The sequence below is a fragment of the Streptomyces sp. NPDC002776 genome (assembly GCF_053592195.1).
In genome coordinates this window covers 73,838-98,830 of record NZ_JBSFVG010000003.1, presented here as the reverse complement: position 1 = coordinate 98,830, position 24,993 = coordinate 73,838, and the positions used below count along the sequence as shown (strand labels likewise).

Below are 24,993 nucleotides of genomic sequence, written 5' to 3'. Positions count from 1 at the left end.
GAGAGTTCAGATGGCCCCGCACGGTGACGACGTACTGGTGACAGGTGTCGGTGCGCTGACACCGCTCGGCGCGACCGCCGCCGCGTCCTGGGACGGCCTGCTGGCCGGGCGTTCCGGCGTCCGCGACCTCGGCCCCGACTGGCCCGAGGAGCTGCCGGTGCGCATCGCCGGCACCGTGGCGGGCGATCTCACCGAGGCGATCGGCCGGGCGCAGGCCCGCAAGCTGGACCGGGGCGAGCAACTGGCCGTGCTGGCCGCCCGCGAGGCCTGGCAGGACGCGGGGGTGCCGCGGGTCGAGCCGGAGCGCCTCGCGGTCGTCGTCGGCACCGGCATCGGTGGCATCCTCAGCTCGCTGGGCCAGGACGACCTCTACGAGAGCACGGGCATGCGGCGGCTGTCGCCGTTCGCGGTGCCGATGCTGATGCCCAACGGCCCGGCCGCCTGGGTCTCCATGGAGCTCGGCGCCCGGGCCGGCGCCCGCGCCCCCGTCAGCGCCTGTGCCTCCGGCGCGGAGTCCCTCGCGCTGGGCCTGGACCTGATCCGGGCGGGCCGCGCCGATGTCGTCGTCGCGGGCGGCACCGAGGCCACCCTGCACCCGTTCATGATCGCGGCCTTCGCCCAGATGAAGGCGCTGTCCGTGCGGGGCGGCGACCCGGCGGCGGTGTCCCGCCCGTTCGACGCGGCCCGCTCCGGGTTCGTGATCGCCGAGGGAGCCGCCCTGGTCGTCCTGGAGCGCGCGGAGTTCGCCCGGGCGCGCGGGGCCCGGGTCTACGGCGCGCTCGCGGGCGCGGCCGTGCAGTCCAGCGCCCAGCACATCACCGCCTCCGACGCGGAGGGCCAGATCCAGGCGATGCGCACGGCGCTGGCCGACGCGGGCGTCGAGGCGCGGGACATCGGGCACGTCCACGCGCACGCCACCTCCACCCCGAGCGGGGATCTCGCGGAGGCCGAGGCGCTGCACAAGGTGGTCGGCGACGAGGCCGCGGTCACCGCCACCAAGTCCATGACGGGCCACATGCTGGGCGCCTCCGGTGCGTTCGGCGCCCTGTCCACGCTGCTGTCCCTGCACCACGGGGTGGTCCCGGCGGTCCGCAACCTCGACGAGCAGGACCCCGAGATCCGGCTCGACGTGGTCCGCGGCGAGAACCGCACCGGCTCCTGGGACGCGGCCCTCGCCAACTCCTTCGGCTTCGGCGGCCACAACGTCAGCCTGGTCATGAAGCGCGCCTGAGAGCTTCCTCACAGAGGAGACGCCTCTGCCGGTCACCGGACAACAAGAAAGAGCGGCATCTGATCGATGCCGCTCTTCCGGTAGTGCGCGAGGGGGGAGTTGAACCCCCACGCCCTTTCGGGCACTGGAACCTGAATCCAGCGCGTCTGCCTATTCCGCCACCCGCGCATTGGGTGTGTCCTCAGGCCCTGTCCCTTGCGGTTCCGCGCCTTCCGACATCGAGAACATTAGCACGCTGGACCGGGTGGGTTCACATCCCTTCCGCCGGGGCAGCAGCCCCCCTGCGCGGCCCTGACGCGTCTCAGGCCGTCTCTGTTCACGTATCAACCTCGTACCGGTCCGGCCCGTCTGCCCCACAGCCGGTCCGGGTCCACAGTCAGGTGCGGGACACTGGTCTGCGGCCGCCTCTACGATCCTTGGCAGGAGTACGCCCGAGAAGAGTTCGAAGGCGAGCTCCACAGGGAACTTCGTCAGGCGTCGACACCCGTCGACCGGGCCGACAGGGGGAACCAGCCGATTCACCGGCGCGTGGATACGATCAGTAAGCAGTACCAGGTAAGGCAGTACCCGCAGGGCGGGACGCAGGACACAAGCAGCTACGGAGGAGGTGCCCCATGGGAGTCCTGAAGAAGTTCGAGCAGCGTCTCGAAGGTCTGGTCAACGGCACGTTCGCCAAGGTGTTCAAGTCCGAGGTCCAGCCCGTGGAGATCGCGGGAGCCCTGCAGCGCGAGTGCGACAACAACGCGACCATCTGGAACCGTGACCGCACGGTCGTCCCCAATGACTTCATCGTGGAGCTCAGCGCACCGGACTTCGAGCGCCTGAGCCCCTACTCCGGGCAGCTCGGCGACGAGCTCGCCGGCATGGTCCGCGACTACGCCAAGCAGCAGCGCTACAGCTTCATGGGCCCCATCAAGGTCCACCTGGAGAAGGCCGACGACCTCGACACCGGCCTGTACCGCGTACGCAGCCGCACCCTGGCCGGCTCCACCGACCAGCAGGGCGGCCAGCCCGCCGCCGCCCCGGCCGGACGCCCCGGCGGCTACGGCTACCCGCCCGCCGCCGCTCCGGCCGCGCCCGCGGGAGCCCCGCCGATGCCGAGCGCGCCGCCCCCCGGCGGCGCCCGCCCCGGCGGCTACGGCTACCCCCAGCCCGCAGGCGGCCCGCGTCCCGCGGCGCCCGCGGCCGCCGGCCGCACCCGCTACTGGATCGAGATCAACGGCACCCGCCATCAGATCTCCCGCGCGACGCTCGTGCTGGGCCGCAGCACCGAGGCCGACGTGCGGATCGACGACCCCGGCGTCTCCCGCCGGCACTGTGAGATCCGGACCGGAACGCCCTCGACGATCCAGGATCTCGGGTCCACCAACGGCATCGTGGTGGACGGACAGCACACCACCCGCGCTACGCTCCGCGACGGCTCGCGGATCGTCGTGGGCAACACCACCATTCTCTATAGGCAAGCCGAAGGGTGAAGCGGGGGCAATGTCAGAGCTGACCCTCACGGTCATGCGGCTGGGTTTCCTGGCCGTCCTGTGGCTGTTCGTGATCGTGGCCGTGCAGGTCATCCGCAGCGACCTGTTCGGTACGCGCGTCACCCAGCGCGGGTCGCGCCGGGAGGCCGGACGCCAGCAGCAGCAGGCGCGCCAGGCGGCGCCACCACAGCAGCGCCAGCAGACGGGCGGCGGTGGCCGTCAGCGCCGTAACGCCCCCACCAAACTCGTGGTCTCCGAGGGCACCCTCACCGGCACCACGGTCGCGCTCCAGGGCCAGACCATCACGCTGGGCCGGGCGCACGACAGCACGATCGTGCTGGACGACGACTACGCCTCGAGCCGGCATGCCAGGATCTACCCGGACCGCGACGGCAACTGGATCGTCGAGGACCTGGGCTCCACCAATGGCACGTACCTCGACCGATCGCGGCTGACGACCCCGACCCCGATTCCGCTGGGCGCGCCGATCCGCATCGGCAAGACCGTTATCGAGCTGCGGAAGTAGTGCTGCATCATGAATAGGCGCGAGCGGAGCGAGCACGCAGCGGAGGCCCCCACGACGGGCCCCGGCGCGCTCCCGACCGGAGGGTGGGCACCGTGCGGATGTACCCGGAGCCGACGGGCGAGGTGCGCATGAGTCTGTCACTGCGCTTCGCCGCCGGATCGCACAAAGGCATGATCCGGGAGGGCAACGAGGACTCCGGATACGCCGGTCCCCGGCTGCTCGCCATCGCCGACGGCATGGGCGGCGCGGCGGCCGGCGAGGTCGCCTCCTCCGAGGCCATCTCCACCATCGTCGCCCTCGACGACGACGTGCCCGGCTCCGACATCCTCACCTCGCTCGGCACCGCCGTGCAGCGCGCCAACGACCAGCTGCGCTCGATGGTCGAGGACGACCCTCAGCTGGAGGGCATGGGCACCACGCTCACCGCCCTGCTGTGGACCGGGCAGCGCCTGGGCCTGGTGCACGTCGGCGACTCGCGCGCGTACCTGCTGCGCGACGGTGTGCTCACCCAGATCACGCAGGACCACACCTGGGTGCAGCGGCTCGTCGACGAGGGCCGGATCACCGAGGAGGAAGCCACCACCCACCCCCAACGCTCCCTGCTGATGCGGGCGTTGGGCAGCGGCGACCATGTCGAGCCGGATCTGTCGATCCGCGAGGTCCGGGCCGGCGACCGCTATCTGATCTGCTCCGACGGCCTCTCCGGCGTCGTGTCCCACCAGACCCTGGAGGACACCCTCGCCAGCTATCAGGGCCCCCAGGAGACCGTGCAGGAGCTCATCCAGCTCGCGCTGCGCGGCGGCGGCCCCGACAACATCACCGTGATCGTCGCGGACGTCCTCGACCTGGACACCGGGGACACCCTCGCCGGGCAGATCTCCGACCAGCCCATCGTGGTCGGCGCCGTCGCCGAGAACCAGCACCAGCTGCACGACAACGGCATCATGCAGACCCCCGCGGGCCGCGCCTCCGGGCTCGGCCGCCAGGTGCCCGGACAGGGCGGCGGAGGCGGCGAGTTCGGCCCGCCCGGCTCCGGCGACACCACCGGCTACATCTCCACGGCCGACTTCGGCGACTACGGCGACGACGACTTCGTCAAGCCCCGCAAGGGCCGCAAGTGGCTGAAGAGATCCTTCTACTCGGTGCTCGCGCTGGCCGTCGTCGGCGGCGGTCTGTACGGCGGCTGGCGCTGGACGCAGACCCAGTACTACGTGGGCGCCAACGGCGAGCACGTCGCCCTGTACCGGGGCATCAGCCAGGACCTCGCCTGGGTCTCGCTGTCGGATGTGGAGAAGGACCACCCCGAGATCGAACTCAAGTACCTCCCGCCGTACCAGCAGGAGCTTGTCGAGGCGACGATCCCCGAGGGCGGGCTCGACGACGCCCAGAAGAAGATCGACGAGCTGGCCCTGCAGGCCTCCGCGTGCAAGAAGCAGTCCGAGCGGCAGGCGGCCGAGCGCGAGCGGAACTCCCGGACCGGCGAGGGCGAGGCCGGAGGCACCACGGGAACCACGCGTACCTCCCTCACGTCCAAGGCACCGACACCCACGCCGTCGGACAAGCCCTCGAACTCCCCGTCCCCGTCCGCGACCGCCCCTACTCCCACTCCCGGCCCCACCCTCTCGGAGGAAGAGCAGAAGGTCGTCTCGAAGTGCGGTACGCAGTAGGCAAGCCGTGAGAGGCCCCGTCACACGATGAGCAGTACGCCCAACACCTCGACGCATCACACGTCCACGATCGGCTCCATCGGCGCACCGAGCCGACGCAACACCGAGCTCGCGCTGCTGGTGTTCGCCGTCGTCATTCCGGTTTTCGCCTATGCCAATGTGGGGCTGGCGATCAATGACGAGGTGCCCACCGGCCTCCTGGGCTACGGCCTGGGCTTCGGTCTGCTGGCCGGGGTCGGCCATCTCGCGGTCCGCAAGTTCGCGCCGTACGCCGATCCGCTGCTGCTGCCCCTCGCCACGCTGCTCAACGGCCTGGGACTGGTCGCCATCTGGCGTCTGGACCAGTCCAAGCGCCTGCAGCAGAGCAACATCTACGTCGAGGCGGCACCGCGCCAGCTGCTGTACTCGGCGATGGGCCTCGCCCTGCTGGTGTGCGTACTGATCCTCCTCAAGGACCACCGCGTCCTGCAGCGCTACACGTACATCTCCATGGCCGCAGCGTTGTTCCTGCTGGTCCTGCCGCTCGTGCCCGGACTCGGCGCGGATGTCTACGGCGCCAAGATCTGGATCAAGATCCCCGGCCTCGGCACGCTCCAGCCGGGTGAGTTCGCGAAGATCGCCCTCGCGGTCTTCTTCGCCGGCTACCTCATGGTCAAGCGAGACGCCCTGGCACTGGCCAGCCGCCGCTTCATGGGCCTGTACCTGCCGCGCGGCCGCGACCTCGGACCCATCCTCGTGATCTGGGTGCTCTCGATCCTCATCCTGATCTTCGAGACCGACCTCGGTACGTCCCTGCTGTTCTTCGGGATGTTCGTCATCATGCTGTACGTCGCCACCGAGCGGACCAGCTGGATCGTCTTCGGTCTGCTGATGTCCGCGGTCGGCGCCGTCGGCGTGGCGAGCTTCGAACCGCACATCCAGACCCGTGTACAGGCCTGGCTCGACCCGATGCGCGAGTACGAGCTCTCCCGTGCCGGGGTCCAGGACGGCATCGTCCACTCCGAGCAGGCCATGCAGGCCCTGTGGGCGTTCGGCTCCGGCGGCACCCTCGGCACCGGCCTCGGACAGGGCAACTCCGACCTGATCGGCTTCGCCGCCAACTCCGACTTCATCCTGGCCACGTTCGGCGAGGAGCTGGGCCTGGCGGGCGTCATGGCGATCCTGCTGATCTACGGCCTGATCATCGAGCGCGGCATCCGTACCTCGCTGGCGGCCCGCGACCCGTTCGGCAAGCTGCTGGCCGTCGGCCTGTCCGGCGCCTTCGCCCTTCAGGTCTTCGTGGTGGCCGGTGGTGTCATGGGCCTCATCCCGCTGACCGGTATGACGCTGCCGTTCGTGGCCTACGGCGGTTCGTCCGTCATCGCCAACTGGGCCCTGATCGGCATCCTGCTGCGGATCAGCGACACCGCGCGCCGCCCGGCGCCCACCCCCGCCCCCAACCCCGACGCCGAGATGACCCAGGTGGTGCGCCCGACATGAACAAGCCCCTGCGCCGGATCGCGATCTTCTGCGGACTTCTGATCCTCGCCCTGCTCGTCCGCAACAACTACCTGCAGTACGTCAAGGCCGACGACCTGGCGGACGACAGCGAGAACCGCCGCGTCAACATCGAGCGGTACTCGACCAAGCGCGGAAACATCATCGTCGACGGCAAGGCGATCACCGGCTCCGTGGAGTCCGAGAGCGGCGACTACAAGTACAAGCGCACCTGGACCGACGGGGCCATGTGGGCGCCGGTGACCGGCTACTCGTCGCAGGCTTTTGGCGCCAACCAGCTGGAGCGGCTGGAGGACGGCATCCTCACCGGGACGGACGACCGCCTCTTCTTCCGCAACACCCTCGACATGCTGACGGGCAAGCCCAAGAAGGGCGGCAGCGTCGAGCTCACCCTCAACGCCGCCGCGCAGAAGGCCGCGTACGAAGGACTCGGCTCCAAGAAGGGCGCCGTCGCCGCGATCGACCCGGCCACCGGCAAGATCCTGGCGCTGGTCTCCACCCCGTCGTACGACCCGTCGAAGTTCGCCGGGAACTCCGACAAGGACGCCGAGGCCTGGAACGCCGTACAGAAGAAGAACAACCCCGACGACCCAATGCTGAACCGGGCGCTGCGCGAGGTCTACCCGCCGGGGTCCACCTTCAAGGTGGTCACCGCGGCCGCGGCGCTGGAGAACGGTGAGGTCTCCGGGATCGACGAGGCGACCAAGACGCCGGACCCGTACCAGCTGCCGCAGACCACCGGGGACCCGCTCACCAACCAGCACGGTGAGTGCAAGAACGCCACCCTGAAGTACGCGCTCATGGTGTCCTGCAACACCGTCTTCGCGAAGATGGCCGACAACGTCGGCAACGAGAAGATGATCGAGCAGGCGGAGAAGTTCGGCTTCAACGACCCGGAGCTGGACACCCCGGTGCGTGCCGCGGAGAGCATCTACCCCGAGGACAACGCGCCGCAGAACGCCATGGACGGCATCGGCCAGGCCTCCAACCGGGCCACCCCGCTGCAGATGGCCATGGTCGCCTCGGCTGTCGCCAACGACGGCAAGCTGATGAAGCCGTACATGGTCGACCAGCTCAAGGCCGCGAACCTCGACACCATCGCGACCAACGAGCCGGAGGAGCTGTCCCAGGCCGTCTCCGCCGACACCGCGCAGAAGCTCCAGGAAATGATGGAGGCCGTGGTCAACGACCCGCAGGGCACCGGCTCCAGCGCGCGGATCGACGGCGCCACGGTCGGCGGCAAGACCGGTACCGCCCAGCACGGCCTGAACAACAGCGAGAAGCCGTACGCCTGGTTCATCTCCTACGCCAAGCTGTCCGACGGCAGCTCTCCGGTGGCGGTCGCCGTGGTCGTCGAGGACGGTGCCGCCAACCGTGACGACATCAGCGGCGGCGGTCTGGCCGGCCCGATCGCAAGGGACGTGATGAAGGCAGTCATCGACAGCAAGAAGTGACCCCGCTCACGTTGCCTTCACATCGGTGCACGTTGCGATACCGGTCCTGTATCGGGTGACGGGCTTGGCCAGGTCACACAGAGCGAGCCGGGTACGGTAGGCCCGGACGGCAGCCTCCGACCGTACAAGCATGCCGGTCGGGACCGACGGAGAGGGCTGGTAGGTAGCTTATGGAAGAGCCGCGTCGCCTCGGCGGCCGGTACGAGCTGGGCCAAGTGCTCGGCCGTGGTGGCATGGCCGAGGTCTACCTCGCGCATGACCAGCGCCTCGGCCGCACCGTGGCAGTGAAGACGCTGCGCGCGGATCTCGCGCGAGACCCGTCCTTCCAGGCCCGCTTCCGCCGGGAGGCCCAGTCGGCCGCCTCGCTCAACCACCCCGCGATCGTGGCGGTCTACGACACGGGCGAGGACTACATCGACAACGTGTCGATCCCGTACATCGTCATGGAGTACGTCGACGGTTCCACCCTGCGTGAGCTTCTGCACAGTGGCCGCAAGCTGCTGCCGGAGCGCTCGATGGAGATGACCATCGGCATCCTCCAGGCGCTGGAGTACTCGCACCGCAACGGCATCGTCCACCGCGACATCAAGCCGGCCAACGTCATGCTGACGCGCAACGGCCAGGTCAAGGTCATGGACTTCGGTATCGCCCGCGCGATGGGCGACTCCGGGATGACGATGACGCAGACGTCGGCCGTCATCGGCACCGCCCAGTACCTCTCGCCGGAACAGGCGAAGGGCGAGCAGGTCGACAACCGGTCCGACCTCTACTCCACGGGCTGCCTGCTGTACGAGCTGCTGACGGTACGGCCGCCCTTCGTGGGCGACTCCCCGGTGGCCGTGGCCTACCAGCACGTCCGCGAGGAGGCCCAGCCTCCGTCGGTCTTCGACCCCGAGATCACGCCCGAGATGGACGCCATCGTCCTGAAGGCGCTGGTCAAGGACCCGAACTACCGCTATCAATCCGCCGACGAGATGCGGCTCGACATCGAGGCCGCCCTCGACGGCCAGCCGGTCGCGGCCACGGCGGCGATGGGCTCGGTCGGCTACGGCGGCTACCCCGACGACCAGCCGACGACGGCCCTGCGCTCCTCGGACGCCGGCGCCACGTCGATGCTGCCGCCGATGAACCCGGACGACGGCGGCTTCGGCTACGACGACCGCCCGGACCGGCGCCGCCAGAAGAAGAACAACACCTCCACGATCCTGCTGGTCGTGGCCGCGGTGCTGGTCCTGGTGGGCGCCATCCTGATCGGAAAGTGGATCTTCGACGGCGAGGGAGTCTCCAACAACACCACGAAGGCGCCGGACTTCGTGGGCCTCACCCTCGAGAAGGCCGAGCAGCGGGCCAAGAACGCCGAGCTGACGCTGAACCCCACCGAGAAGCCCTGCGAGGACCAGACCAAGGGCAAGATCTGCTCGCAGACGCCGACCGGGGGCGCGACCGTCGACAAGAACTCGACCATCGACGTCGTGGTGTCGACCGGTGCGCCGAAGGTGGCGGTGCCGAGTGTGCTCGGGGACTCCTTCGAGGACGCCAAGGCACGGCTGGAAGACGACAAGTACGAGTTCGTCGTCAAGAAGAAGGAGGAGGTGTCGTCGGAGCCGGAAGGCACCGTCACGGCACAGGACCCCGAACTCGGCGCGGAGGTCGAGAAGGGCTCCACGATCACCCTCACCGTGGCCAAGGCCGAGGAGAAGGCGACCGTTCCCGATGTCGTCGGCAAGTCCTGCGACGAGGCGAAGACCCAGATGACGGCCAGCGAGCTGGTCGGCGAGTGCACCGAGGTCGAGACCCAGGACCCGAACCAGGTGGGCAAGGTCATCAAGACCACCCCCGCGGCCGGCCAGACGGCCGACCCCGGTTCCAAGGTCAACATCGAGGTCGGCAAGCAGCCCGCGAACACCCAGGTCCAGGTCCCGCAAATCCAGGGACAGAAGCTCAAGGACGCCAAGAAGATGCTGACGGACGCGGGCCTGGCGGTCGGCAACATCGGCGGATCCCAGGACGACAACGCCACGGTCCTCAGCTCCAACCCGGCCCCGGGCACCGCGGTCAACAAGGGCCAGACCGTCGACATCATCGCCGTCGACGGCGGCGGCGAGGACGGCGGCAACGGCAACGGCAACGGCAACGGAGGAATCTTCGGCGGAGTGAACGGCGTGACGCTCCGCACGGAGAACTGACCCCGGCTCAGCCCGTACGACGGCCCCGGATCCCCTTCAGGGGGAGCCGGGGCCGTCGTCGTACCTCTGGCTAGCGCAGTTCCTTCGGCGGGGTGCGCTGGGCGTCGACCTTTTCCACGCGGTCCAGTTCGCCCCACACGACGAAGCGGTAGCGGCTCGTGTAGACCGGGGTGCAGGTCGTCAGGGTGATGTAGTGGCCCGCCTTGGTGCGGCCCGATTCCTCGGGGACCGCGCCGAGGACCTTGACGTTGTACTTCGAGGTCTCCGGGAGGGCGGCGTAGACCTTGTAGACGTACCACTTGTCCTTCGTCTCGAAGACGATCGGGTCGCCCTTCACCAGCTTGTCGATGTTGTGGAACTTCGCGCCGTGGCCGTCGCGGTGGGCGGCGAGGGAGAAGTTGCCCTTCTTGCCGGAGGTCGGCAGGGTCGCCTTGACCGGGTCGGTGTAGTAGCCGGCGACGCCGTCGTTGAGGATCTTCGCCGTCGTGCCCTTCTCGACCAGGATCTCGCCCTTGGTCATGTCCGGGACGTGCAGGAAGCCGATGCCGTTCTTGGAGTCGTAGGCCACCGGGCCGTCACCGGCGTCCTGGGCCCAGCCGTCGCGGACCTGGTCGCCCTGCTGGTCCGCCTTGCGGTCCGCGATGACGTTCGTCCACCACAGGGAGTAGACGACGAACAGACCCAGCACCAGGCCCGCCGTGATGAGGAGTTCACCGAAGACGCTGATCGCCGCCGCGACCCGGCCGGGACCCCGGCGCCGGGGGGAGGTGGGGGTGCCCGTCAGCTCTTGCTGCTCGGTGGTCGCTGCCACTGTTCATCTGCCCTTACTGGACGAGCGCATCCGGCTTGCCCTTGCTGCGCGGCCGTTCCTCGGCCATCTTGCCCCAGACGATCATCCGGTACTTGCTGGTGAACTCCGGCGTGCACGTGGTGAGGGTGATGTAGCGGCCGGGCCCGGTGAACCCCGAGCCCTTCGGCACGGGGTCCAGCACGCTCACATTGCTCGGCGCCGTCACCGGCAGCATCGAGGCCATCTTGTAGACGAAGTAGTCGTCCTGCGTCTCCACGACGATCGGGTCGCCCGGCTCCAGCCGGTTGATGTAGCGGAACGGTTCCCCGTGGGTGTTGCGGTGCCCCGCGAGACCGAAGTTCCCCGTCTTCGCCTCCGGCATCGCCGTCTTCAGCGCGCCCTCCGCGTAGTGCCCGACCATCCCCCGGTCCAGCACCTTCTTGCTGCTGATGCCCTCGGCGATGGGGACCACCACATCCAGCTTCGGGATGTGCAGGATGGCGAAGCCCTGCCCCGGCTCGAAGGTCCCGGGGTTGCGCTTGCCGCTCTCCCAGTCCTCCTGGAGGCTGTTCTTCTCCTTGTCGGCCTGCGCGTGCGCCCGCACGTTCGTCCACCACAGCTGGTAGCTGACGAACAGCAGCATCAGCACACCGGTGGTGATGAACACCTCGCCGATCGCCCGGCTGACCAGCACTCCCGGACTCGGCTTGCGGGCCCGCGCCTGCCGGCGCGCCTCCACCCGCGACAGCGGCCGGTCCGGCGCCGACTCCGCGGCGGACGCCTGAGCCGCGCCCCCATGACGCCCACGACGCCGCTTGGCGGCCTTTCTGCGGGCCGCACGCCCCCCGCCCGGGGTTCCGGAAGCGGCGGCACCGGACCCGCCCGCAGACGGGGATATCGGCCCGGACGGTTCCGGAACCCGCAGCGCCACCGTCTCGTCGTCGGCCGGCGCCCAGGGCTCCGCCGGCCCCGCGCTGTCGTACCACCCCCCGAGCGCACCGGAGTCCCCGTACGGCTGCTCTCCGTACGAGGCACCGGACTCGCGCTCGGGGCGCAGTTGGGTCACGCCGTGGCCCTGCCCACCACCGGGGCGAGCCCCGTCGACCTCGCCACGGCACCCTGGTCGCCGCACTCCGCCAGCCAGTTCGCCAGCATCCGGTGACCGTGCTCGGTCAGCACCGACTCGGGATGGAACTGCACGCCCTCGACCGGGAGTTCGCGGTGGCGCAGGCCCATGATGATGCCGTCGTGGGTGCGCGCGGTGACCTCCAGCGCGGCGGGCACGGTCGCCGGCTCGGCGGCCAGGGAGTGGTACCGGGTGGCCGTGAAGGGGGAGGGCAGGCCGGCGAAGACGCCCTTGCCCTCGTGCTCGACGGGCGAGGTCTTCCCGTGCAGCAGCTCCGGCGCCCGGTCCACCACACCGCCGTACGCCACCTGCATCGACTGCATGCCCAGGCAGACGCCGAAGACGGGAACGCCGGTGGCCGCGCAGTGGCGGACCATCTCGACACAGACGCCCGCCTCCTCGGGAGTGCCGGGTCCGGGCGACAGCAGCACACCGTCGAAGCCGTCCTGGGCATGCGCCGTGGACACCTCGTCGTTGCGCAGGACCTCGCACTCGGCGCCCAGCTGGTAGAGGTACTGGACCAGGTTGAAGACGAAGCTGTCGTAGTTGTCGACGACGAGAATGCGCGCGCTCACTGGTTGTCCACCGTCACATCACCGAAGGGAAGAAGGGGCTCGGCCCACGGAAAGACGTACTGGAAGAGGACGTACACCGCGGCCACGACCAGCACGAGTGAGAGCAGGGCCTTCACCCACGCGTTTCCCGGCAGATGCCGCCAGATCCAGCCGTACATGCCGTCCCTTCCGTAGCGCCACGGCACCAGACTCACGCCGTACCGCCCACCAGACTAACGGCGCAGGGCCGCTGGTTTCCCGGCCTCCACGGGCTGTGTGGCGTCCAGATGCGCCCAGACGATCAGCCGGTGACTGTGGCCCCACTCCGGTTCGCACGTGGTGAGCGTGAGATAGCGCCCCGCGCGCGTGTACCCCGACTTACGTGGGACGGGGTCGATCACCTCAATGTCCGTGGGCACGGTCTTGTAGGGACCCTTGTCGATGCGGTACGTGAACCAGGTCGTCCCGTCCGTCAGCACCACCGCGTCACCCCGGCGCAGCCTGGGGAAGTCCTTGAAGGGGTCGCCGTACGTCCGGCGATGGCCCGCGACCGAGAAGTTGCCCCGCTGCCCGAGCCGCGCGGTGTGCGCGTAGTGGCCGAGGCCCTTCTTGAGGGTGCCGGTCGTCGTGCCCTCCAGCACCGGCCTGTTCCACGTGAAACCGAGCCGCGGGATGTACATGATCGCGAACGGCCTGCCGCTCCGGTACGCAGCCGGCTCCGGCGGGCTGCTCGGCGTGGGCCGCACGCTGTCGCGCGCCCACTGCTCCTGGAGCTGGTCGATCTGGTCGTCCATCACATGGTCGGCCTTGACGCCGGTCCAGAACAGCACATAGGCGACGAACAGGACGATCACGGTGCCTACGGTGATGCACAGCTCGCTGACGGTCCTGACGACAAGGCGCACCGGCGGCTCCCGGTCGGTCTCACTCCACGGGCTGGGCGTACTGCAGATCCACTGTGCCCGAGTAGCCGGGAAGAGTCACCGCCCCGTCCTCGGTCACTTTCCAGCCCAGGCCGTAGACATTGACGTAGACCATGTAGTTCTGGATCGCCGGACTCTCCGCGAGCGCCTTCTGCAGCTTCTCCGGCTCCCCGACCGCCGTGATCTTGTACGGCGGTGAGTAGACGCGGCCCTGGAGGATCAGGGTGTTGCCGACGCAGCGCACGGCGCTGGTGGAGATCAGCCGCTGGTCCATCACCTTGATGCCCTTGGCGCCGCCCTGCCAGAGCGCGTTGACCACGGCCTGCAGGTCCTGCTGGTGGATGACCAGGTAGTCGGGCTGCGGCTCGGGATAGCCGGGGAGCTTCGCGGTGGCGTCCGGCGGGGCGTCGTTCAGCGTGACCGTGATCGCCTCGCCGGTCACCTTCTGGGTGCCCGCGCTCTTCTCCAGACCCGCGAGCTTCTCGTCCTCGGCCTTGGTGCTGCCGTCGTCCCGCTCCGCGAGGCTCTCCACGTCCTCGCGCAGGGCGGCGTTGGACTCGTCCAGCTCGCCGTTCTTCAGGCTCCGCTCGTGGATCAGGTCCGACAGCTTCAGCAGGGAGGCGTCCGTGCGGATGTTGGTGCCCTTGGCCGTGTTGAAGCTGGTGAAGAAGATGAGGCCCGCGAGAGCGAAGACGGCAGCGGTGAGCACCCGCACGGGCCGGAAGCGGTGCCCGCGGGCAGGACTGGATCCCGGTGGGGGGAAGTCGGCAGAATTGCTCAACGTACCCTTATCTCCTTCGGCGCCACGGAAGCACTACGCTAACGGACGCCCGGGGGAGCACTCAGTGTCCCCTTGTACGCTGCCCCGAGCCAGCCACAGTTCCCTGCGCGGCCACACAGCGCATCGACAGGAGAGACCCTCGTGCCGAAGTCACGTATCCGCAAGAAGGCCGACTACACGCCGCCGCCGGCGAAGCAGGCGACCGCCATCAAGCTGACCAACCGCAGCTGGGTGGCGCCCGTGATGCTGGCCATGTTCGTCATCGGGCTGGCCTGGATCGTCGTGTTCTACGTGACCGACGGTTCGCTGCCCATCGACGCCTTGGGCAACTGGAACATCGTGGTGGGCTTCGGGTTCATCGCCGCCGGATTCGGCGTCTCCACGCAGTGGAAGTAGCGGCCACCACCCGGTGAACCCACCTCTGCCCAGGGCTATCCCCTGAGTTATCCACAGCGGTTTTCCACAGTGGGGAAAAGAAAGACGATCTGTGGATAACCCCTGGGGCGTTGACGCCGGTGTGACCGAAGTACCGGCATTCGAAAACGCGTTCGCCCCCTGCCTGACCTGCGGAAACGCGGGTCGGTGACAGGGGGCACAGCTGTTCCCGAACGGTATGCACAAGATCCGGCACTTGCTGTGGACAACAGTCCCGCTCAGGTGGGGATACGCACAGCTCAGGTGAGCTGTGCGGTCCTGAGCAGGACGATCCCGACGATCACCGCCAGCACCAGCGCACAGGTGCCGTACTGGATGAGGGCCCGCCGCTCACGCGGGGCGTGGACCATGCCGTAACCGATCACCACGCCCGCCACGAGGCCGCCGATGTGGGCCTGCCAGGAGATGTTGAAGCCGGGGTTGAAGGTGAAGAGCAGGTTGATCGCCAGCAGGGCGAGGATGGGCCGCATGTCGTAGTTCATGCGCCGCATCAGGACGGCGGTGGCACCGAAGAGCCCGAAGACGGCACCGGAGGCGCCGAGGGTGGCCGTGGTGGGGGAGGCCGCGAGATAGGCGAGGGTGCTGCCCGCCAGGCCCGACACCAGGTACAGGGTCAGATAGCGGCTCCGGCCGAGGGCGGCTTCCAGGGGGCCGCCGAGCCACCACAGGCTGAGCATGTTGAAGCCGATGTGCCAGATCGCCTCGTGCGTGAACACCGAGGTGAACAGGCGGTACCACTCCCCGCCCGCGACGCCGTAGACGGGCGTGTAGGGCTCGGTGGGCACGGCACCGAGCAGGTAGAGGTCGCTCAGCAGCGACGGCCGGGCCTGCACGGCGATGAACACCGCGATGTTGATGCCGAGGAGGATCTTGGTGATCAGCCGGGGGTCCGCGGTGAGCGTGCCGCCCGCGATCGTGCGCGGCCGGGCCGCGGCGGGCGGGTGTCCGGTGCCGGAGCCGGTGCGCACGCAGTCGGGGCACTGGAAGCCGACGGAGGCACTGACCATGCACTCGGGGCAGATGGGGCGCTCGCACCGGGTGCAGCGCACGCCGGTCTCGCGTTCCGGGTGCCGGTAGCAGCCGGGCAGGCCCTGGGCCTGGTGCGCGCTGTCTGGCGCCTGGTCCATGAGATCCCCTAAGTCGTCGTCCCGGCGTGCACCCGCCCCGCCCATTTTTACGGATGAGCGGGGCGATTGGTTCCCTTCGGACAGGGCCTAGCGGGTCTCGACGACGACGGACTCGATGACGATGTCGGTGACCGGGCGCGTGGTGCGCGGGTTGATCTGGGTGGTGGCGATGGCGTCCACGACCTTCTGGCTGGCCGGGTCGACGACCTCGCCGAAGATGGTGTGCTTGCGGTTGAGGTGCACGGCCGGGGCGACGGTGATGAAGAACTGCGAGCCGTTGGTGTCCGGGCCGGCGTTGGCCATGGCCACCAGGTACGGCCGGTCGAAGCGCAGATCGGGGTGGAACTCGTCCTCGAACTCGTAGCCGGGGCCGCCGATGCCGGTGCTCAGCGGGTCGCCGCCCTGGATCATGAAGCCGCTGAGCACCCGGTGGAAGATCGTGCCGTCGTAGAGGGGGGTGCTCGACCGCTCCCCGGTGGCGGGATTGGTCCACTCACGCTCGCCCTTGGCGAGTTCGACGAAGTTGCGCACCGTCTTGGGCGCGTGGTTCGGCAGAAGCCGTACGTCGATGTCGCCTTGGCTGGTCTTCAGGGTGGCGTGGAGCTGCTCGGCCACGATGTGCCTTCCTTTGTCTACTGGTGACCCTCCGATCCTTGCAGAAATCCGGTCGAGTGGCCCCGAGCCGGGGGCGGGCAGCGGCGATCCGTGGCATTGTCGACGACAAGCTCCCGTTGCCCGGTATTCATCTGTCTGACCTTGATGCCACTGTGTGAACCTGATGCCTCTGCGTGACCCGGATGCCAGCCCTTCACATGCCCCCACGCTCATTCACAGGCATGATCCCTAAAAGGGTGGAAAGTCGAAATACGTAACGCCACCGAGGAGGAGGAACCGTGACCCGCAAAGACAGCGTGCGCGCCGCAGCCGGCTCGGCGAAGGACAGCGTGCGGCACGCCGCGGAAGTGGTGGCGCCCTACGCCGGCACAGCCAAGGACTCGGCCGTGCAATACGCACAGGAGGCACGCGTACGGCTTGCGCCGAAGGTGTCCCAGGCCGCCGAGCAGGCCCGCGTGCAGTACGACGCCCTGGTCGCCCCGCGACTGGAACAGGCCCTCACCCATGTGCCGCCGAAGGTCGACCACGCCGCCCAGGAAGCCGCGCTCCGCACCCGTATCGCTGCCCGCCAGGCGGCCGAGTACTCCCGGCCGAGGCTGGAGCAGGCGGTTGCGGTGGCCGTGCCCATGAAGGACGAGGCCGCGTCGCGCAGTGCGGCCGCGCTGGCCGCGCTGCGCGGACAGGTCTCGCCCCAGGAGATCCACAAGCTGGTCCGCAAGCACGAGCGCCGGGCGCGGGCCGGTCGGCTCGCGAAGACCCTGCTGGTCGCCGGTGCCCTGACGGGTGCCGCCTTCGCCGCGTGGAAGTGGTGGGACAAGCAGGCCAACCCGGACTGGCTGGTCGAGCCCCCGGCCGCCACCGAGGTCCCGGAGTCGGCCCCCCTCGCCTCCGTGGACGGCAGCGCCCCCTCGGTCCTCGACCCCGAGGTCCAGGAGAAGGAGGCCGAGGAGGCCGCGAACCGCGAGGAACGCCCGTGATCTGACGGCGTTCCGAGCCCAGCGCCCCGTGGGGCGGGAGACCTGTCGGGGGTTTCCCGCCCCACGGTGCTGTTTCACGTGAAACAGCGCCCGGGGGCCGTGGCCGGGGAGGTGATCGATCCGTTCGACGAAGCGTCAGCCGCGGTAGACACTGAAGCGCTTGGTCAGGGTGCGTACCAGCTCATGCTCCCCCACCACGCCGACCGCGCAGACGCCCAGTTCGCCCGGCGCGGCTCGGGCGATCAGGTCCCGGTAGGCGTCGAAGGAGTTGCTGAGCGACTGGCCCTGGGCGGTGAACAGCACGGTGGGCAGTCCCTCGGCCCGGGCGGCCTGGGCAAGAGCGGTCAGATGACTGCTCCGGCCGGAGAGCACCAGGGTGTTGAAACGGATGCCGGCGTGCAGCGCGCCCTCGGCGTCACGCACGTCGTCCGCGTAGATCCGGTCGTCGAGGCGGGCCAGCTGGCCCATGACGATCGCGGAGGCGTTGGCGACCGCTCCCGCGTCCAGCGACTTGTCGACGGCGATGGCGGTGCGGAGGAGATCGGACACTACTGCTGGTTCCTTCGCTCGAACACGACGAAGCTCATCGGCGTACCGGCCGAGAGCACCTCGATGGTCTTGAGACCATAGTGGTCGGCGCAGGTCTGGTTGGTGATGGCGGCCGCTCTACGGGGGTTCTCCAGGGCGCCACGGCAGGCCGCGCTGTTGGACGTGGCCTGGACCGCGTCGTCCGCGCGGCTCGCGACACCGGCTTCGAACAGGACCCTGGTCGCCGGGTGGTAGTGGACGGTGTCGAAGCGGTGGAGGGCTGCATGGTCCTCAGGGGCGGCGAGGACCATGTCGGGCAGCGTGCTGACGAACGCCTCGACCGCGAGCAGTTGCGGGTCGAAGAAGAAGGAGCGGATCTCCGGGTAGGCGCCGGCGACGAGCAGCGCGTCGTGCCGGCCGTCCTTCACCGATGTGGCGGCGAGTTCGAATGACGGATAGCCGAACAGCCGGCCCGCTCGTCCGTGTGCCGCCGCCCACCGCATTCCCACGGTGACGCTGCAGGTCAGACCGGCGGGATCGTCCGCGAGTGTGGCGGCGGAGTGGTAGCGCATGGTCGGGGTGATTTCCGTGGCAAATGCCGCCGCCTGCTGATAACCATCGATCTGTGCAGTCATGGTTCAGCTCCCTCTCACATAAGAGAAGAAGCGGGAATAATCACTGCTCGATTTCATAGAAACCCACCCCGTCGAGATATCGAATCGTCCCCATGTCACGGTGGACGATTTCTTCCACTTCATGCATCAGATTGACGATCACGGGATACGTGGTGTCGTCCACGGTCGGCACGATCCGGTCACCCGCCCGCACGAGCTCCCACGCTTCCCGGAAGCTCTCCATCGACTTGATCCGGTCGAGCTCGGGATATCCCGCGAGTGTTCCTGCGACCGGAGAAATGAGCGCCACCCAGGCGAAGTACCGGTCGATCTCGTAGGGCTCGCCCCGGCGGGCGAGGAAGCGCCTGGGCCGGACATAGGCGTCAACGGCCCAGTCCAGCTGGGACTCGCCGGTGGCCAGCTGGGCGTAGTACGGCAGGTCGCCACCGGACAGCCGGGCACCCGCCTCGATGAGACAGGGGCCCTGCGGGGTCATCTTGAGCTCCACATGCGCCGGGCCGTGCCGGATGTCGAGCGCGTCCAGTACGGCGAAGGCGTACTGGACCAGCGCGTCCTGGACCTCGCCCCGGCGCGGCACGATGTAGCACGCGCCGGACAGGTCCGTGATCCCGTTGACGGAGTACCGGGAGCTGCGCCAGATCTCGGCGGCGTGGTGGCGGCCGTCGAGACTCGCCGTATTGACGATGTACTCCGTACCCACCAGGTATTCCTGGGCGAGGACCGCCGTATTGGTCGCGGAGAAGATGTCGTCGGACCCGATGAGCCGGCGGAAGGCCTCGGCCGACTCCTGCGGAGTGTCGCAGAACGAGACGCCGTCCCCGCCCGCACTGCGCAGCGGCTTGACGACGATCCGGCCGCCGGTCTCCCGGTGCCAGTCCACCAGTTCGGCCTCGGTCTCGGCCCGCAGCTGCCGAGCGGTGAGCAGGCCCGCAGCGCGTACGGCCTCGGTCATCGCGGCCTTGTCCCTGCGGGCCTCGCTGAGTCGGGTGCCGTTGGACGGCAGTCCGAGAGCCTCGCCCAGGACGTCGGCGAAGGCCACTCCGTACTCGCCGCCGGCCATGACGGCGACCGGCCGGTACGGGGCGAGCTCCTTCAGGGTCCGGTCGAGATCACCGTCGTGCACGATGTTCGCCGCGTAGTTCTCCAGCGCCGGGCACGACGACCGGTACACCGCGGGCGGCTCGGGGGAACTCTGGACCCGTACGCACGGAAATCCGGCCCGAATAAACACCGGCGCTATATGGCGAGCGGTCTGTGGAACACCGTGCGATGCCGTTTCATAGATATCCACGAGAACAACATGTGGCTTCCCTGCCGTACGAGCGTTAGTTTTCACTACTTCCCCCGTGCTCGTTGAAACCATATGCATCCTTCACTGCTCCCACGCGGTCCGTCAACCTCCTATCTCACCATCCGGAATGGAGCTCGCCAGCAGCCGACATCGACAGCCGAGCCACTATCGTGCAAGGATTTCCGCCCATGTGGACCAAGCGAAATCCCGCCACGGTCGGGCGTTTTTCAGCCATAACCCAGGCCAGATTCGGCGGCCTTCCCCGACCTTTCTGGATTCTCTGGTCAGGAACCCTGATCAACCGGCTCGGCACGATGGTCATCCCCTTTCTCTCCTTTTATCTGAGTCGTGAGCGGGGATTGGCCGCCACGGAGGTCGGTGCCGTTCTCGCGGTGTTGGGGATCGGCGGGGTGCTCTCCCAGCCGATCGGTGGAGTGATCGCGGACCGCTGGGGCCGTCGCGTCGCGTTGACCGGCGGCATGCTGGCCACGGGCGCGCTCATGCTGGTCCTCGGCTACGCCGAGAGCACCCCCGTCATCGTCGTGGTGGTGTTCCTCCTCGGCATCGCCCTGGACCTGTTCCGGCCCGCGTCCCAGGCGATCGTCGCCGACCTGTTCCCGCCCGAGGGACGCCCCAGGGCCTTCGGGATGCTGCTCTGGGCGGTGAACCTGGGCTTCGCCCTGTCCATGGCGCTCGGCGGGGTACTGGCCAGGGACGGGTTCCTCACACTGTTCTGGATCGACGCGCTGAGCTGTGCCGTCTTCGGCCTGCTCGTCTGGCGGGGGGTGCCGGAAGGGCCTACCCATCAGACCGGGGTCGGCCAGGGGCGCGCCACCGACGTCCTGCGGGATCACGTGATGGTCATCTTCGTTCTCCTGACCCTTCTGTGCGCCTTCGTCTTCATGCAGGCCCTCACCACCCTGCCCCTGGCCATGGAACGGCAGGGGCTGCCCACGTCCTCGTACGGCCTGGTCATGGCCCTCAACGGGCTGACCATCGTGGTGCTCCAACCGCTGTTGGGGCACCGGCTCGGGCAGTTCGACCGCACCCACGGGCTGGTCCTCGGCATGGTGCTGATGGGCGCCGGCAACGCCGCCACGGCCTGGGTGTCCACCACCCCCGGGTACGCCGCCGCGGTCGCCGTCTGGACGGTCGGCGAGGTCCTGCTGACCTCGATCGGCTCCGCCCTGGTCGCCGACCTGGCACCGGAGCACCTGCGCGGCCGGTACAACGGCCTTTACGGACTGGCCTGGGGGGTCGGGTCGTTCACCGCGCCGCTAGGCGGCACCCGTCTGCTGGAGACGGGAGCCCCCGTGCTCTGGTACACGTGCGCCGCGCTGTGCGGTGTGGCGGCCGCCGGGCAGTGGGCCCTCCGCGGCGCGGTCCGACGCCGGATCGTGGCGACCGAGGGCTGACCGAACGGCGGCCCGGTCGCACTCACCCGGGACACCGCGCTGTCCCGCCTTCCGCGGAGCGGCCCGGTCCAGCCTTCCCGAAGCGCAGGTTCACCTGCCGGTTGTCTCCTTGTGGAAACGCTTCGCCGCGACGAGGACGCGGTCGTTCGCGGTGCGCTCCCCGAGGGTGATCCGCACGCCCTCGCCGTCGAACGAGCGCACCAGGATTCCCTCGTCCTCACAGGCCTGTGTGAAGGCAGCCGTACGCTCGTGGGTGGCGAGCCACACGAAGTTGGCATGCGACGGAGGCACGGCCCATCCCTGCTCGGTCAGTGCCGACGTCACCCGGTCCCGCTCGGCCACGAGCGCGGCCACTCGTTCCCGCATCAGGCCGTCGGCCTGCAGTGAAGCGATGGCCGCGTCCTGCGCGAACCGGGTCACCCCGAACGGCACGGCCGTCCTGCGCAGCGCCACTGCGACGGGTTCGTGCGCCACGGCGAAGCCCACTCGCAGTCCGGCGAGCCCGAACGCCTTGGAGAAGGTGCGCAGGACACAGACATTGGGGCGGTTCCGGTACACCTCGATCCCGTCGGGAAAGTCGTCGTCTCGGACGAACTCGATGTACGCCTCGTCGAGAACCACCAGCACGTCCGAGGGAACCAAGTCGAGGAAGCGTTCCAGCTCCGCTCGGCGCACGATGGTTCCGGTGGGATTGTTGGGGTTGCAGACAAAGACGAGTCTGGTGCGCTCGGTGATCGCGGAGGCCATCGCGGCGAGGTCGTGCGCCGCCCCAGTGGTGTTCGGGACCCGCACGGAGTCCGCCCCCACGATCTGCGTGAGTACCGGATACGCTTCGAACGACCGCCAGGCATAGAGGACTTCGTCCCCCGGACCGACGGTAGCCTGAAGCAGCTGCTGTGTGACGCCCACGGATCCCGTGCCCGTCGCGATGTGGGACTCCGGCACGTCGAGGTACCTGGAGAGCTCACGGACGAGTTCCCCGCAGGCCAGATCGGGATAGCGGTTGACGCTGGCCGTACCGGCGAGCGCCCGCTCCAGCACGCCGGGGAGCGGCGGAAAGGGGTTCTCGTTGGAGGACAGCTTGTACACGGAACCGGCCTGCGCGCCGGAAGACGACACTGAGCGCCCCGGCCGGTAGCCGGGTATCGACTCGAGGACCGGCCTCAGTCTGGGTGCCTGCTCGCCCACTCGCTCTGCCTCCTCAGCTCACGACAACATGAGCGGCTGTGGTCCTTTGAGCCTTTCGGCCCGCCATGCTGAGCACCGTAAATCAGCAGAGCCCCTCTGACCTGCATCTACGCAGGTCAGAGGGGCTCTCGGGCTGTGGAGCCTAGGGGAGTCGAACCCCTGACATCTGCCATGCAAAGACAGCGCTCTACCAACTGAGCTAAGGCCCCTCAACAGGGGACGTCCGGCCGGAACGGTCACGCATCCGGTGGGCGCCGCGCACCAGAGTACCGGGTCGCCCGGGGTATCTCGCAAAAAGATTGGGGGTCCCGGTGGCCGACCACTCTCCGTAAGATGCTCCGCGTGGTTCGCTGGAGCGAACCGCGGTTCTGGGGAAGCGATGGGGAGACGCAATGGACGCCGCACAGCAGGAAGCGACAGCGAGAGCGCGGGAACTGCAGCGGAACTGGTACGGGGAGCCGCTGGGGGCGCTCTTCCGTAAGCTGATAGACGATCTTGGTCTGAACCAGGCTCGTCTGGCGGGGGTACTCGGCCTGTCCGCACCGATGCTGTCGCAGCTGATGAGCGGTCAGCGGGCGAAGATCGGCAATCCGGCCGTGGTGCAGCGAGTGCAGCTGCTCCAGGACCTGGCGGGGCAGGTCGCGGACGGCAGTGTGAGCGCGGCCGAGGCCACCGAGCGCATGGACGAGATCAAGAAGTCTCAGGGGGGCTCGGTGCTCAGCAACAACACGACACAGTCGACGACCCATTCGGGAGCGCCCACGGTCAAGCGGGTGGTCCGCGAGATCCAGTCGCTGCTGCGCTCGGTCGCCGCCGCCGGTGACATCATCGAGGCCGCCGACACCCTCGCCCCGACCCACCCGGAGCTGGCGGAGTTCCTGCGGGTCTACGGGGCGGGCCGCACCTCCGACGCGGTCGCGCACTACCAGTCCCACCAGAGCTGACCCCGCGCCCCGGTCGCCGAAGGGGGTTCGGCGGGCCGGGGGGACGGAGGAGAGATGCGAGGGGGTCGCATCTCAGCGGCGCGAGGGGGAGTCGTATCGCTCGTCGAGGGGGAGGCAAGGGGGGTAAGCGGAGGGGGAGGAGCGGCGCACAGCCATGGGTGAGGTCTTCGCCGGGCGGTACGAACTCGTCGACCCGATCGGACGCGGAGGGGTGGGCGCCGTATGGCGCGCCTGGGATCACCGCCGCCGCCGGTACGTGGCCGCCAAGGTGCTCCAGCAGAGCGACGCGCACTCCCTGCTGCGCTTCGTGCGCGAGCAGGCCCTGAGGATCGATCATCCGCATGTGCTCGCCCCCGCCAGCTGGGCCGCCGACGACGACAAGGTCCTGTTCACCATGGACCTGGTCGCCGGCGGTTCGCTGGTCCATCTGGTCGGCGACTACGGCCCCCTGCCCCCGTTCTTCGTCTGCACCCTGCTCGACCAGCTCCTCGCGGGGCTCGCCGCGGTGCACGCCGAGGATGTGGTGCACCGTGACATCAAGCCCGCCAATGTGCTGCTGGAGGCCACCGGCACGGGCCGGCCGCGGCTGCGGCTGTCCGACTTCGGCATCGCGATGCGGCTGGGCGAGCCACGGCTGACCGAGACCAACCTCGTGGTGGGAACGCCCGGTTACCTCGCGCCGGAGCAACTGCTGGGCGCGGAACCGGACTTCCCGGCCGATCTGTTCGCCGTAGGGCTGGTGGCGCTGTATCTGCTGGAGGGGGCCAAGCCGGATGCCAAGGCGCTGATCGAGTATTTCGCGGCGCATGGCACCCCGGGGGCACCCAAGGGGATTCCCGAGCCGCTGTGGCAGGTCGTGGCGACGCTGTTGCAGCCGGATCCGCAGGCGCGGTTCCGCACGGCGACCGGGGCCCGCAAGGCGCTCGCCTCGGCGGCCGAGCTGCTGCCCGAGCCGAGGCCCGACGACGAGATCATCGAGATCTTCGACCAACTCGGTCCGCTGCCCGAGGGGTTCGCTCCCGAGGGGCCGCTGAAGAGGGCACCCGGCGTGGACGCCACCCCGCCGAAACCCAGGCCCATGTCGGACACCGGCAGCTTCCACCTGCCACCGCCTCAGGCACAGCCCCAGGAACAGCAGCAGCCCCCGCACAGCCCCGCTCATGTCCTGTCCACCCCCCGTCCCCACGTCCCGCAGTACCCCGCGCAGCCGCCCACTCCGGTGCCGCACCGGCGTTCCGACACCGCCTCTACTGCTTCGTACACCGCTCAGGCCCCGGAGGTTCCCCCTCCGACCACAGGCCACCGCACGGCCCGCCGCCGAGCCGCCCGTCAGGCCGCCCGCCGCCCCGGCCCGCCCTTGAAGATCGCGCTCCCCCTGCTGCTGCTCGCCCTGGCCCTCTACGCCACGGGTTTCTGGGCCCTGGCCCGCACCTGACGACGGACACCGACCCCGCAGGCGGCCCCGACCCCGGAGGCAGACCCGACCCCGGAGGCAGACCCGACCCGGAGGCGGCCCCGCCCGCGGAGGCGGCTCAGACTCCGGAGGCGACCCCAACCCCGCAGGCGACCCCGACCCCGGAGGCCCCGCCCCAGCACCGGAAGCCCCGCAACACCCAAGCCCGTCTACC

Annotated in this window: 24 protein-coding genes and 2 tRNA genes; 12 read left to right on the top strand and 14 right to left on the bottom strand. The window is 69.2% G+C overall.

Annotated features, from left to right (window positions below; genetic code table 11):
* The first annotated feature begins 10 nt into the window (after positions 1–10).
* Positions 11–1,231 carry a beta-ketoacyl-[acyl-carrier-protein] synthase family protein gene (locus ACWD11_RS08035; RefSeq protein WP_389416645.1) on the top strand — a complete coding sequence of 407 codons (1,221 nt, stop codon included), beginning with the start codon at positions 11–13 and terminating at the stop codon, positions 1,229–1,231.
* 84 nt (positions 1,232–1,315) lie between these two features.
* Here the strand turns inward: ACWD11_RS08035 and ACWD11_RS08030 are convergent.
* Positions 1,316–1,399: transfer RNA gene (locus tag ACWD11_RS08030), tRNA-Leu, on the bottom strand.
* A 446-nt stretch (positions 1,400–1,845) separates the two neighbouring features.
* On the opposite strand from ACWD11_RS08030, the gene ACWD11_RS08025 reads away from it, so the two are divergent.
* The 6 genes from ACWD11_RS08025 (at position 1,846) to pknB (ending at position 10,036) form a co-directional block, all read left to right on the top strand.
* A complete protein-coding gene (locus ACWD11_RS08025) occupies positions 1,846–2,706 on the top strand; it encodes an FhaA domain-containing protein (RefSeq protein ID WP_389416644.1) in 861 nt (286 codons plus the stop codon).
* Between the two features lie 10 nt (positions 2,707–2,716).
* Complete coding sequence (locus ACWD11_RS08020) at positions 2,717–3,232, top strand: FHA domain-containing protein FhaB/FipA (RefSeq protein WP_250073558.1); 516 nt, start codon at positions 2,717–2,719, stop codon at positions 3,230–3,232.
* A 98-nt stretch (positions 3,233–3,330) separates the two neighbouring features.
* Entirely contained in the window at positions 3,331–4,899 is a 1,569-nt protein-coding gene (locus tag ACWD11_RS08015) for a Stp1/IreP family PP2C-type Ser/Thr phosphatase (protein ID WP_451282315.1), read from the top strand.
* A gap of 27 nt (positions 4,900–4,926) precedes the next feature.
* On the top strand, positions 4,927–6,378 hold the full coding sequence (locus ACWD11_RS08010; protein ID WP_389416643.1) for an FtsW/RodA/SpoVE family cell cycle protein: 1,452 nt from the start codon (positions 4,927–4,929) through the stop codon (positions 6,376–6,378).
* A complete protein-coding gene (locus ACWD11_RS08005; RefSeq protein ID WP_389416642.1) occupies positions 6,375–7,850 on the top strand; it encodes a peptidoglycan D,D-transpeptidase FtsI family protein in 1,476 nt (491 codons plus the stop codon). The genes ACWD11_RS08010 and ACWD11_RS08005 overlap by 4 nt, the downstream gene beginning before the upstream one ends.
* 170 nt (positions 7,851–8,020) lie before the next feature.
* A complete protein-coding gene (pknB, locus tag ACWD11_RS08000) occupies positions 8,021–10,036 on the top strand; it encodes a Stk1 family PASTA domain-containing Ser/Thr kinase (protein WP_451281947.1) in 2,016 nt (671 codons plus the stop codon).
* A gap of 70 nt (positions 10,037–10,106) precedes the next feature.
* On the opposite strand, the gene ACWD11_RS07995 is transcribed toward pknB, so the two are convergent.
* From ACWD11_RS07995 to ACWD11_RS07970, 6 genes are read right to left on the bottom strand one after another with little or no spacing between them, the layout of a single operon-like run.
* Positions 10,107–10,847: a class E sortase gene (locus ACWD11_RS07995; RefSeq protein ID WP_451281945.1), complete on the bottom strand. Its 741-nt coding sequence runs from the start codon at positions 10,845–10,847 to the stop codon at positions 10,107–10,109.
* A 13-nt stretch (positions 10,848–10,860) separates the two neighbouring features.
* Positions 10,861–11,892, bottom strand: coding sequence for a class E sortase (locus tag ACWD11_RS07990; protein ID WP_451281943.1), 1,032 nt, complete (start codon positions 11,890–11,892; stop codon positions 10,861–10,863).
* Positions 11,889–12,527, bottom strand: a complete 639-nt coding sequence (locus tag ACWD11_RS07985) for an aminodeoxychorismate/anthranilate synthase component II (protein ID WP_351982853.1) — start codon at positions 12,525–12,527, stop codon at positions 11,889–11,891. The genes ACWD11_RS07990 and ACWD11_RS07985 overlap by 4 nt, the downstream gene beginning before the upstream one ends.
* On the bottom strand, positions 12,524–12,721 hold the full coding sequence (locus ACWD11_RS07980) for a hypothetical protein (RefSeq protein WP_389417017.1): 198 nt from the start codon (positions 12,719–12,721) through the stop codon (positions 12,524–12,526). Before ACWD11_RS07980 ends, ACWD11_RS07985 begins: the two co-directional genes overlap by 4 nt.
* Before the next feature lie 18 nt (positions 12,722–12,739).
* The gene (locus ACWD11_RS07975) at positions 12,740–13,411 is read right to left on the bottom strand and encodes a class E sortase (RefSeq protein ID WP_451281941.1); all 672 of its coding nucleotides are present in this window, start codon (positions 13,409–13,411) and stop codon (positions 12,740–12,742) included.
* A gap of 19 nt (positions 13,412–13,430) precedes the next feature.
* Positions 13,431–14,210 carry a DUF881 domain-containing protein gene (locus tag ACWD11_RS07970; RefSeq protein WP_389416637.1) on the bottom strand — a complete coding sequence of 260 codons (780 nt, stop codon included), beginning with the start codon at positions 14,208–14,210 and terminating at the stop codon, positions 13,431–13,433.
* Positions 14,211–14,351: 141 nt separating this feature from the next.
* Here ACWD11_RS07970 and crgA point away from each other — a divergent pair, with 141 nt between their 5' ends.
* Positions 14,352–14,606, top strand: a complete 255-nt coding sequence (gene crgA / locus ACWD11_RS07965) for a cell division protein CrgA (RefSeq protein ID WP_269660472.1) — start codon at positions 14,352–14,354, stop codon at positions 14,604–14,606.
* Positions 14,607–14,884: 278 nt separating this feature from the next.
* Here the strand turns inward: crgA and ACWD11_RS07960 are convergent, their stop codons facing one another.
* Both ACWD11_RS07960 and ACWD11_RS07955 read right to left on the bottom strand, forming a co-directional pair.
* Positions 14,885–15,772: a rhomboid family intramembrane serine protease gene (locus ACWD11_RS07960; protein WP_451281939.1), complete on the bottom strand. Its 888-nt coding sequence runs from the start codon at positions 15,770–15,772 to the stop codon at positions 14,885–14,887.
* An 87-nt stretch (positions 15,773–15,859) separates the two neighbouring features.
* The gene (locus ACWD11_RS07955) at positions 15,860–16,387 is read right to left on the bottom strand and encodes a peptidylprolyl isomerase (protein ID WP_389416635.1); all 528 of its coding nucleotides are present in this window, start codon (positions 16,385–16,387) and stop codon (positions 15,860–15,862) included.
* A gap of 278 nt (positions 16,388–16,665) precedes the next feature.
* Between ACWD11_RS07955 and ACWD11_RS07950 the strand changes: the two genes are divergently transcribed.
* Complete coding sequence (locus ACWD11_RS07950) at positions 16,666–17,364, top strand: DUF5324 family protein (protein WP_451281937.1); 699 nt, start codon at positions 16,666–16,668, stop codon at positions 17,362–17,364.
* A gap of 135 nt (positions 17,365–17,499) precedes the next feature.
* Here the strand turns inward: ACWD11_RS07950 and ACWD11_RS07945 are convergent, their stop codons facing one another.
* Genes ACWD11_RS07945 through ACWD11_RS07935 form a run of 3 tightly spaced genes read right to left on the bottom strand, consistent with a single transcriptional unit; the run spans position 17,500 to position 19,890 of the window.
* Positions 17,500–17,913 carry a DUF2000 family protein gene (locus ACWD11_RS07945; protein WP_389416633.1) on the bottom strand — a complete coding sequence of 138 codons (414 nt, stop codon included), beginning with the start codon at positions 17,911–17,913 and terminating at the stop codon, positions 17,500–17,502.
* A complete protein-coding gene (locus ACWD11_RS07940; protein WP_389416632.1) occupies positions 17,913–18,527 on the bottom strand; it encodes a hypothetical protein in 615 nt (204 codons plus the stop codon). The genes ACWD11_RS07945 and ACWD11_RS07940 overlap by 1 nt, the downstream gene beginning before the upstream one ends.
* A 40-nt stretch (positions 18,528–18,567) precedes the next feature.
* On the bottom strand, positions 18,568–19,890 hold the full coding sequence (locus tag ACWD11_RS07935) for an ATP-grasp domain-containing protein (protein ID WP_451281935.1): 1,323 nt from the start codon (positions 19,888–19,890) through the stop codon (positions 18,568–18,570).
* Between the two features lie 116 nt (positions 19,891–20,006).
* On the opposite strand from ACWD11_RS07935, the gene ACWD11_RS07930 reads away from it, so the two are divergent.
* Positions 20,007–21,233 (top strand): MDR family MFS transporter, encoded by a 1,227-nt coding sequence (locus ACWD11_RS07930; protein WP_451281933.1) that lies wholly within the window; start codon positions 20,007–20,009, stop codon positions 21,231–21,233.
* A gap of 90 nt (positions 21,234–21,323) precedes the next feature.
* On the opposite strand, the gene hisC is transcribed toward ACWD11_RS07930, so the two are convergent.
* The gene (gene hisC / locus ACWD11_RS07925) at positions 21,324–22,421 is read right to left on the bottom strand and encodes a histidinol-phosphate transaminase (protein WP_451281931.1); all 1,098 of its coding nucleotides are present in this window, start codon (positions 22,419–22,421) and stop codon (positions 21,324–21,326) included.
* A 136-nt stretch (positions 22,422–22,557) separates the two neighbouring features.
* Positions 22,558–22,630: transfer RNA gene (locus ACWD11_RS07920), tRNA-Ala, on the bottom strand.
* 183 nt (positions 22,631–22,813) lie between these two features.
* Between ACWD11_RS07920 and ACWD11_RS07915 the strand changes: the two genes are divergently transcribed.
* Positions 22,814–23,365 (top strand): helix-turn-helix domain-containing protein, encoded by a 552-nt coding sequence (locus ACWD11_RS07915; RefSeq protein ID WP_389416628.1) that lies wholly within the window; start codon positions 22,814–22,816, stop codon positions 23,363–23,365.
* 154 nt (positions 23,366–23,519) lie between these two features.
* Positions 23,520–24,800, top strand: a complete 1,281-nt coding sequence (locus ACWD11_RS07910; RefSeq protein ID WP_389416627.1) for a serine/threonine-protein kinase — start codon at positions 23,520–23,522, stop codon at positions 24,798–24,800.
* The last annotated feature ends 193 nt before the right edge of the window (positions 24,801–24,993 follow it).

What these genes read in the sequence shown, in the direction of transcription:
- ACWD11_RS08005 (WP_389416642.1), top strand. Translation starts at nt 6,375, where the DNA reads ATGAACAAGCCCCTGCGCCGGATCGCGATCTTCTGCGGACTTCTGATC.
- ACWD11_RS07930 (WP_451281933.1), top strand. Translation starts at nt 20,007, where the DNA reads ATGTGGACCAAGCGAAATCCCGCCACGGTCGGGCGTTTTTCAGCCATA.
- pknB (WP_451281947.1), top strand. Translation starts at nt 8,021, where the DNA reads ATGGAAGAGCCGCGTCGCCTCGGCGGCCGGTACGAGCTGGGCCAAGTG.
- ACWD11_RS08025 (WP_389416644.1), top strand. Translation starts at nt 1,846, where the DNA reads ATGGGAGTCCTGAAGAAGTTCGAGCAGCGTCTCGAAGGTCTGGTCAAC.
- ACWD11_RS08015 (WP_451282315.1), top strand. Translation starts at nt 3,331, where the DNA reads ATGTACCCGGAGCCGACGGGCGAGGTGCGCATGAGTCTGTCACTGCGC.
- ACWD11_RS07935 (WP_451281935.1), bottom strand. Translation starts at nt 19,890, where the DNA reads ATGGTTTCAACGAGCACGGGGGAAGTAGTGAAAACTAACGCTCGTACG.
- ACWD11_RS07910 (WP_389416627.1), top strand. Translation starts at nt 23,520, where the DNA reads ATGGGTGAGGTCTTCGCCGGGCGGTACGAACTCGTCGACCCGATCGGA.
- ACWD11_RS08035 (WP_389416645.1), top strand. Translation starts at nt 11, where the DNA reads ATGGCCCCGCACGGTGACGACGTACTGGTGACAGGTGTCGGTGCGCTG.
- ACWD11_RS07915 (WP_389416628.1), top strand. Translation starts at nt 22,814, where the DNA reads ATGGACGCCGCACAGCAGGAAGCGACAGCGAGAGCGCGGGAACTGCAG.
- ACWD11_RS08020 (WP_250073558.1), top strand. Translation starts at nt 2,717, where the DNA reads ATGTCAGAGCTGACCCTCACGGTCATGCGGCTGGGTTTCCTGGCCGTC.
- ACWD11_RS08010 (WP_389416643.1), top strand. Translation starts at nt 4,927, where the DNA reads ATGAGCAGTACGCCCAACACCTCGACGCATCACACGTCCACGATCGGC.
- ACWD11_RS07940 (WP_389416632.1), bottom strand. Translation starts at nt 18,527, where the DNA reads ATGACTGCACAGATCGATGGTTATCAGCAGGCGGCGGCATTTGCCACG.
- ACWD11_RS07960 (WP_451281939.1), bottom strand. Translation starts at nt 15,772, where the DNA reads ATGGACCAGGCGCCAGACAGCGCGCACCAGGCCCAGGGCCTGCCCGGC.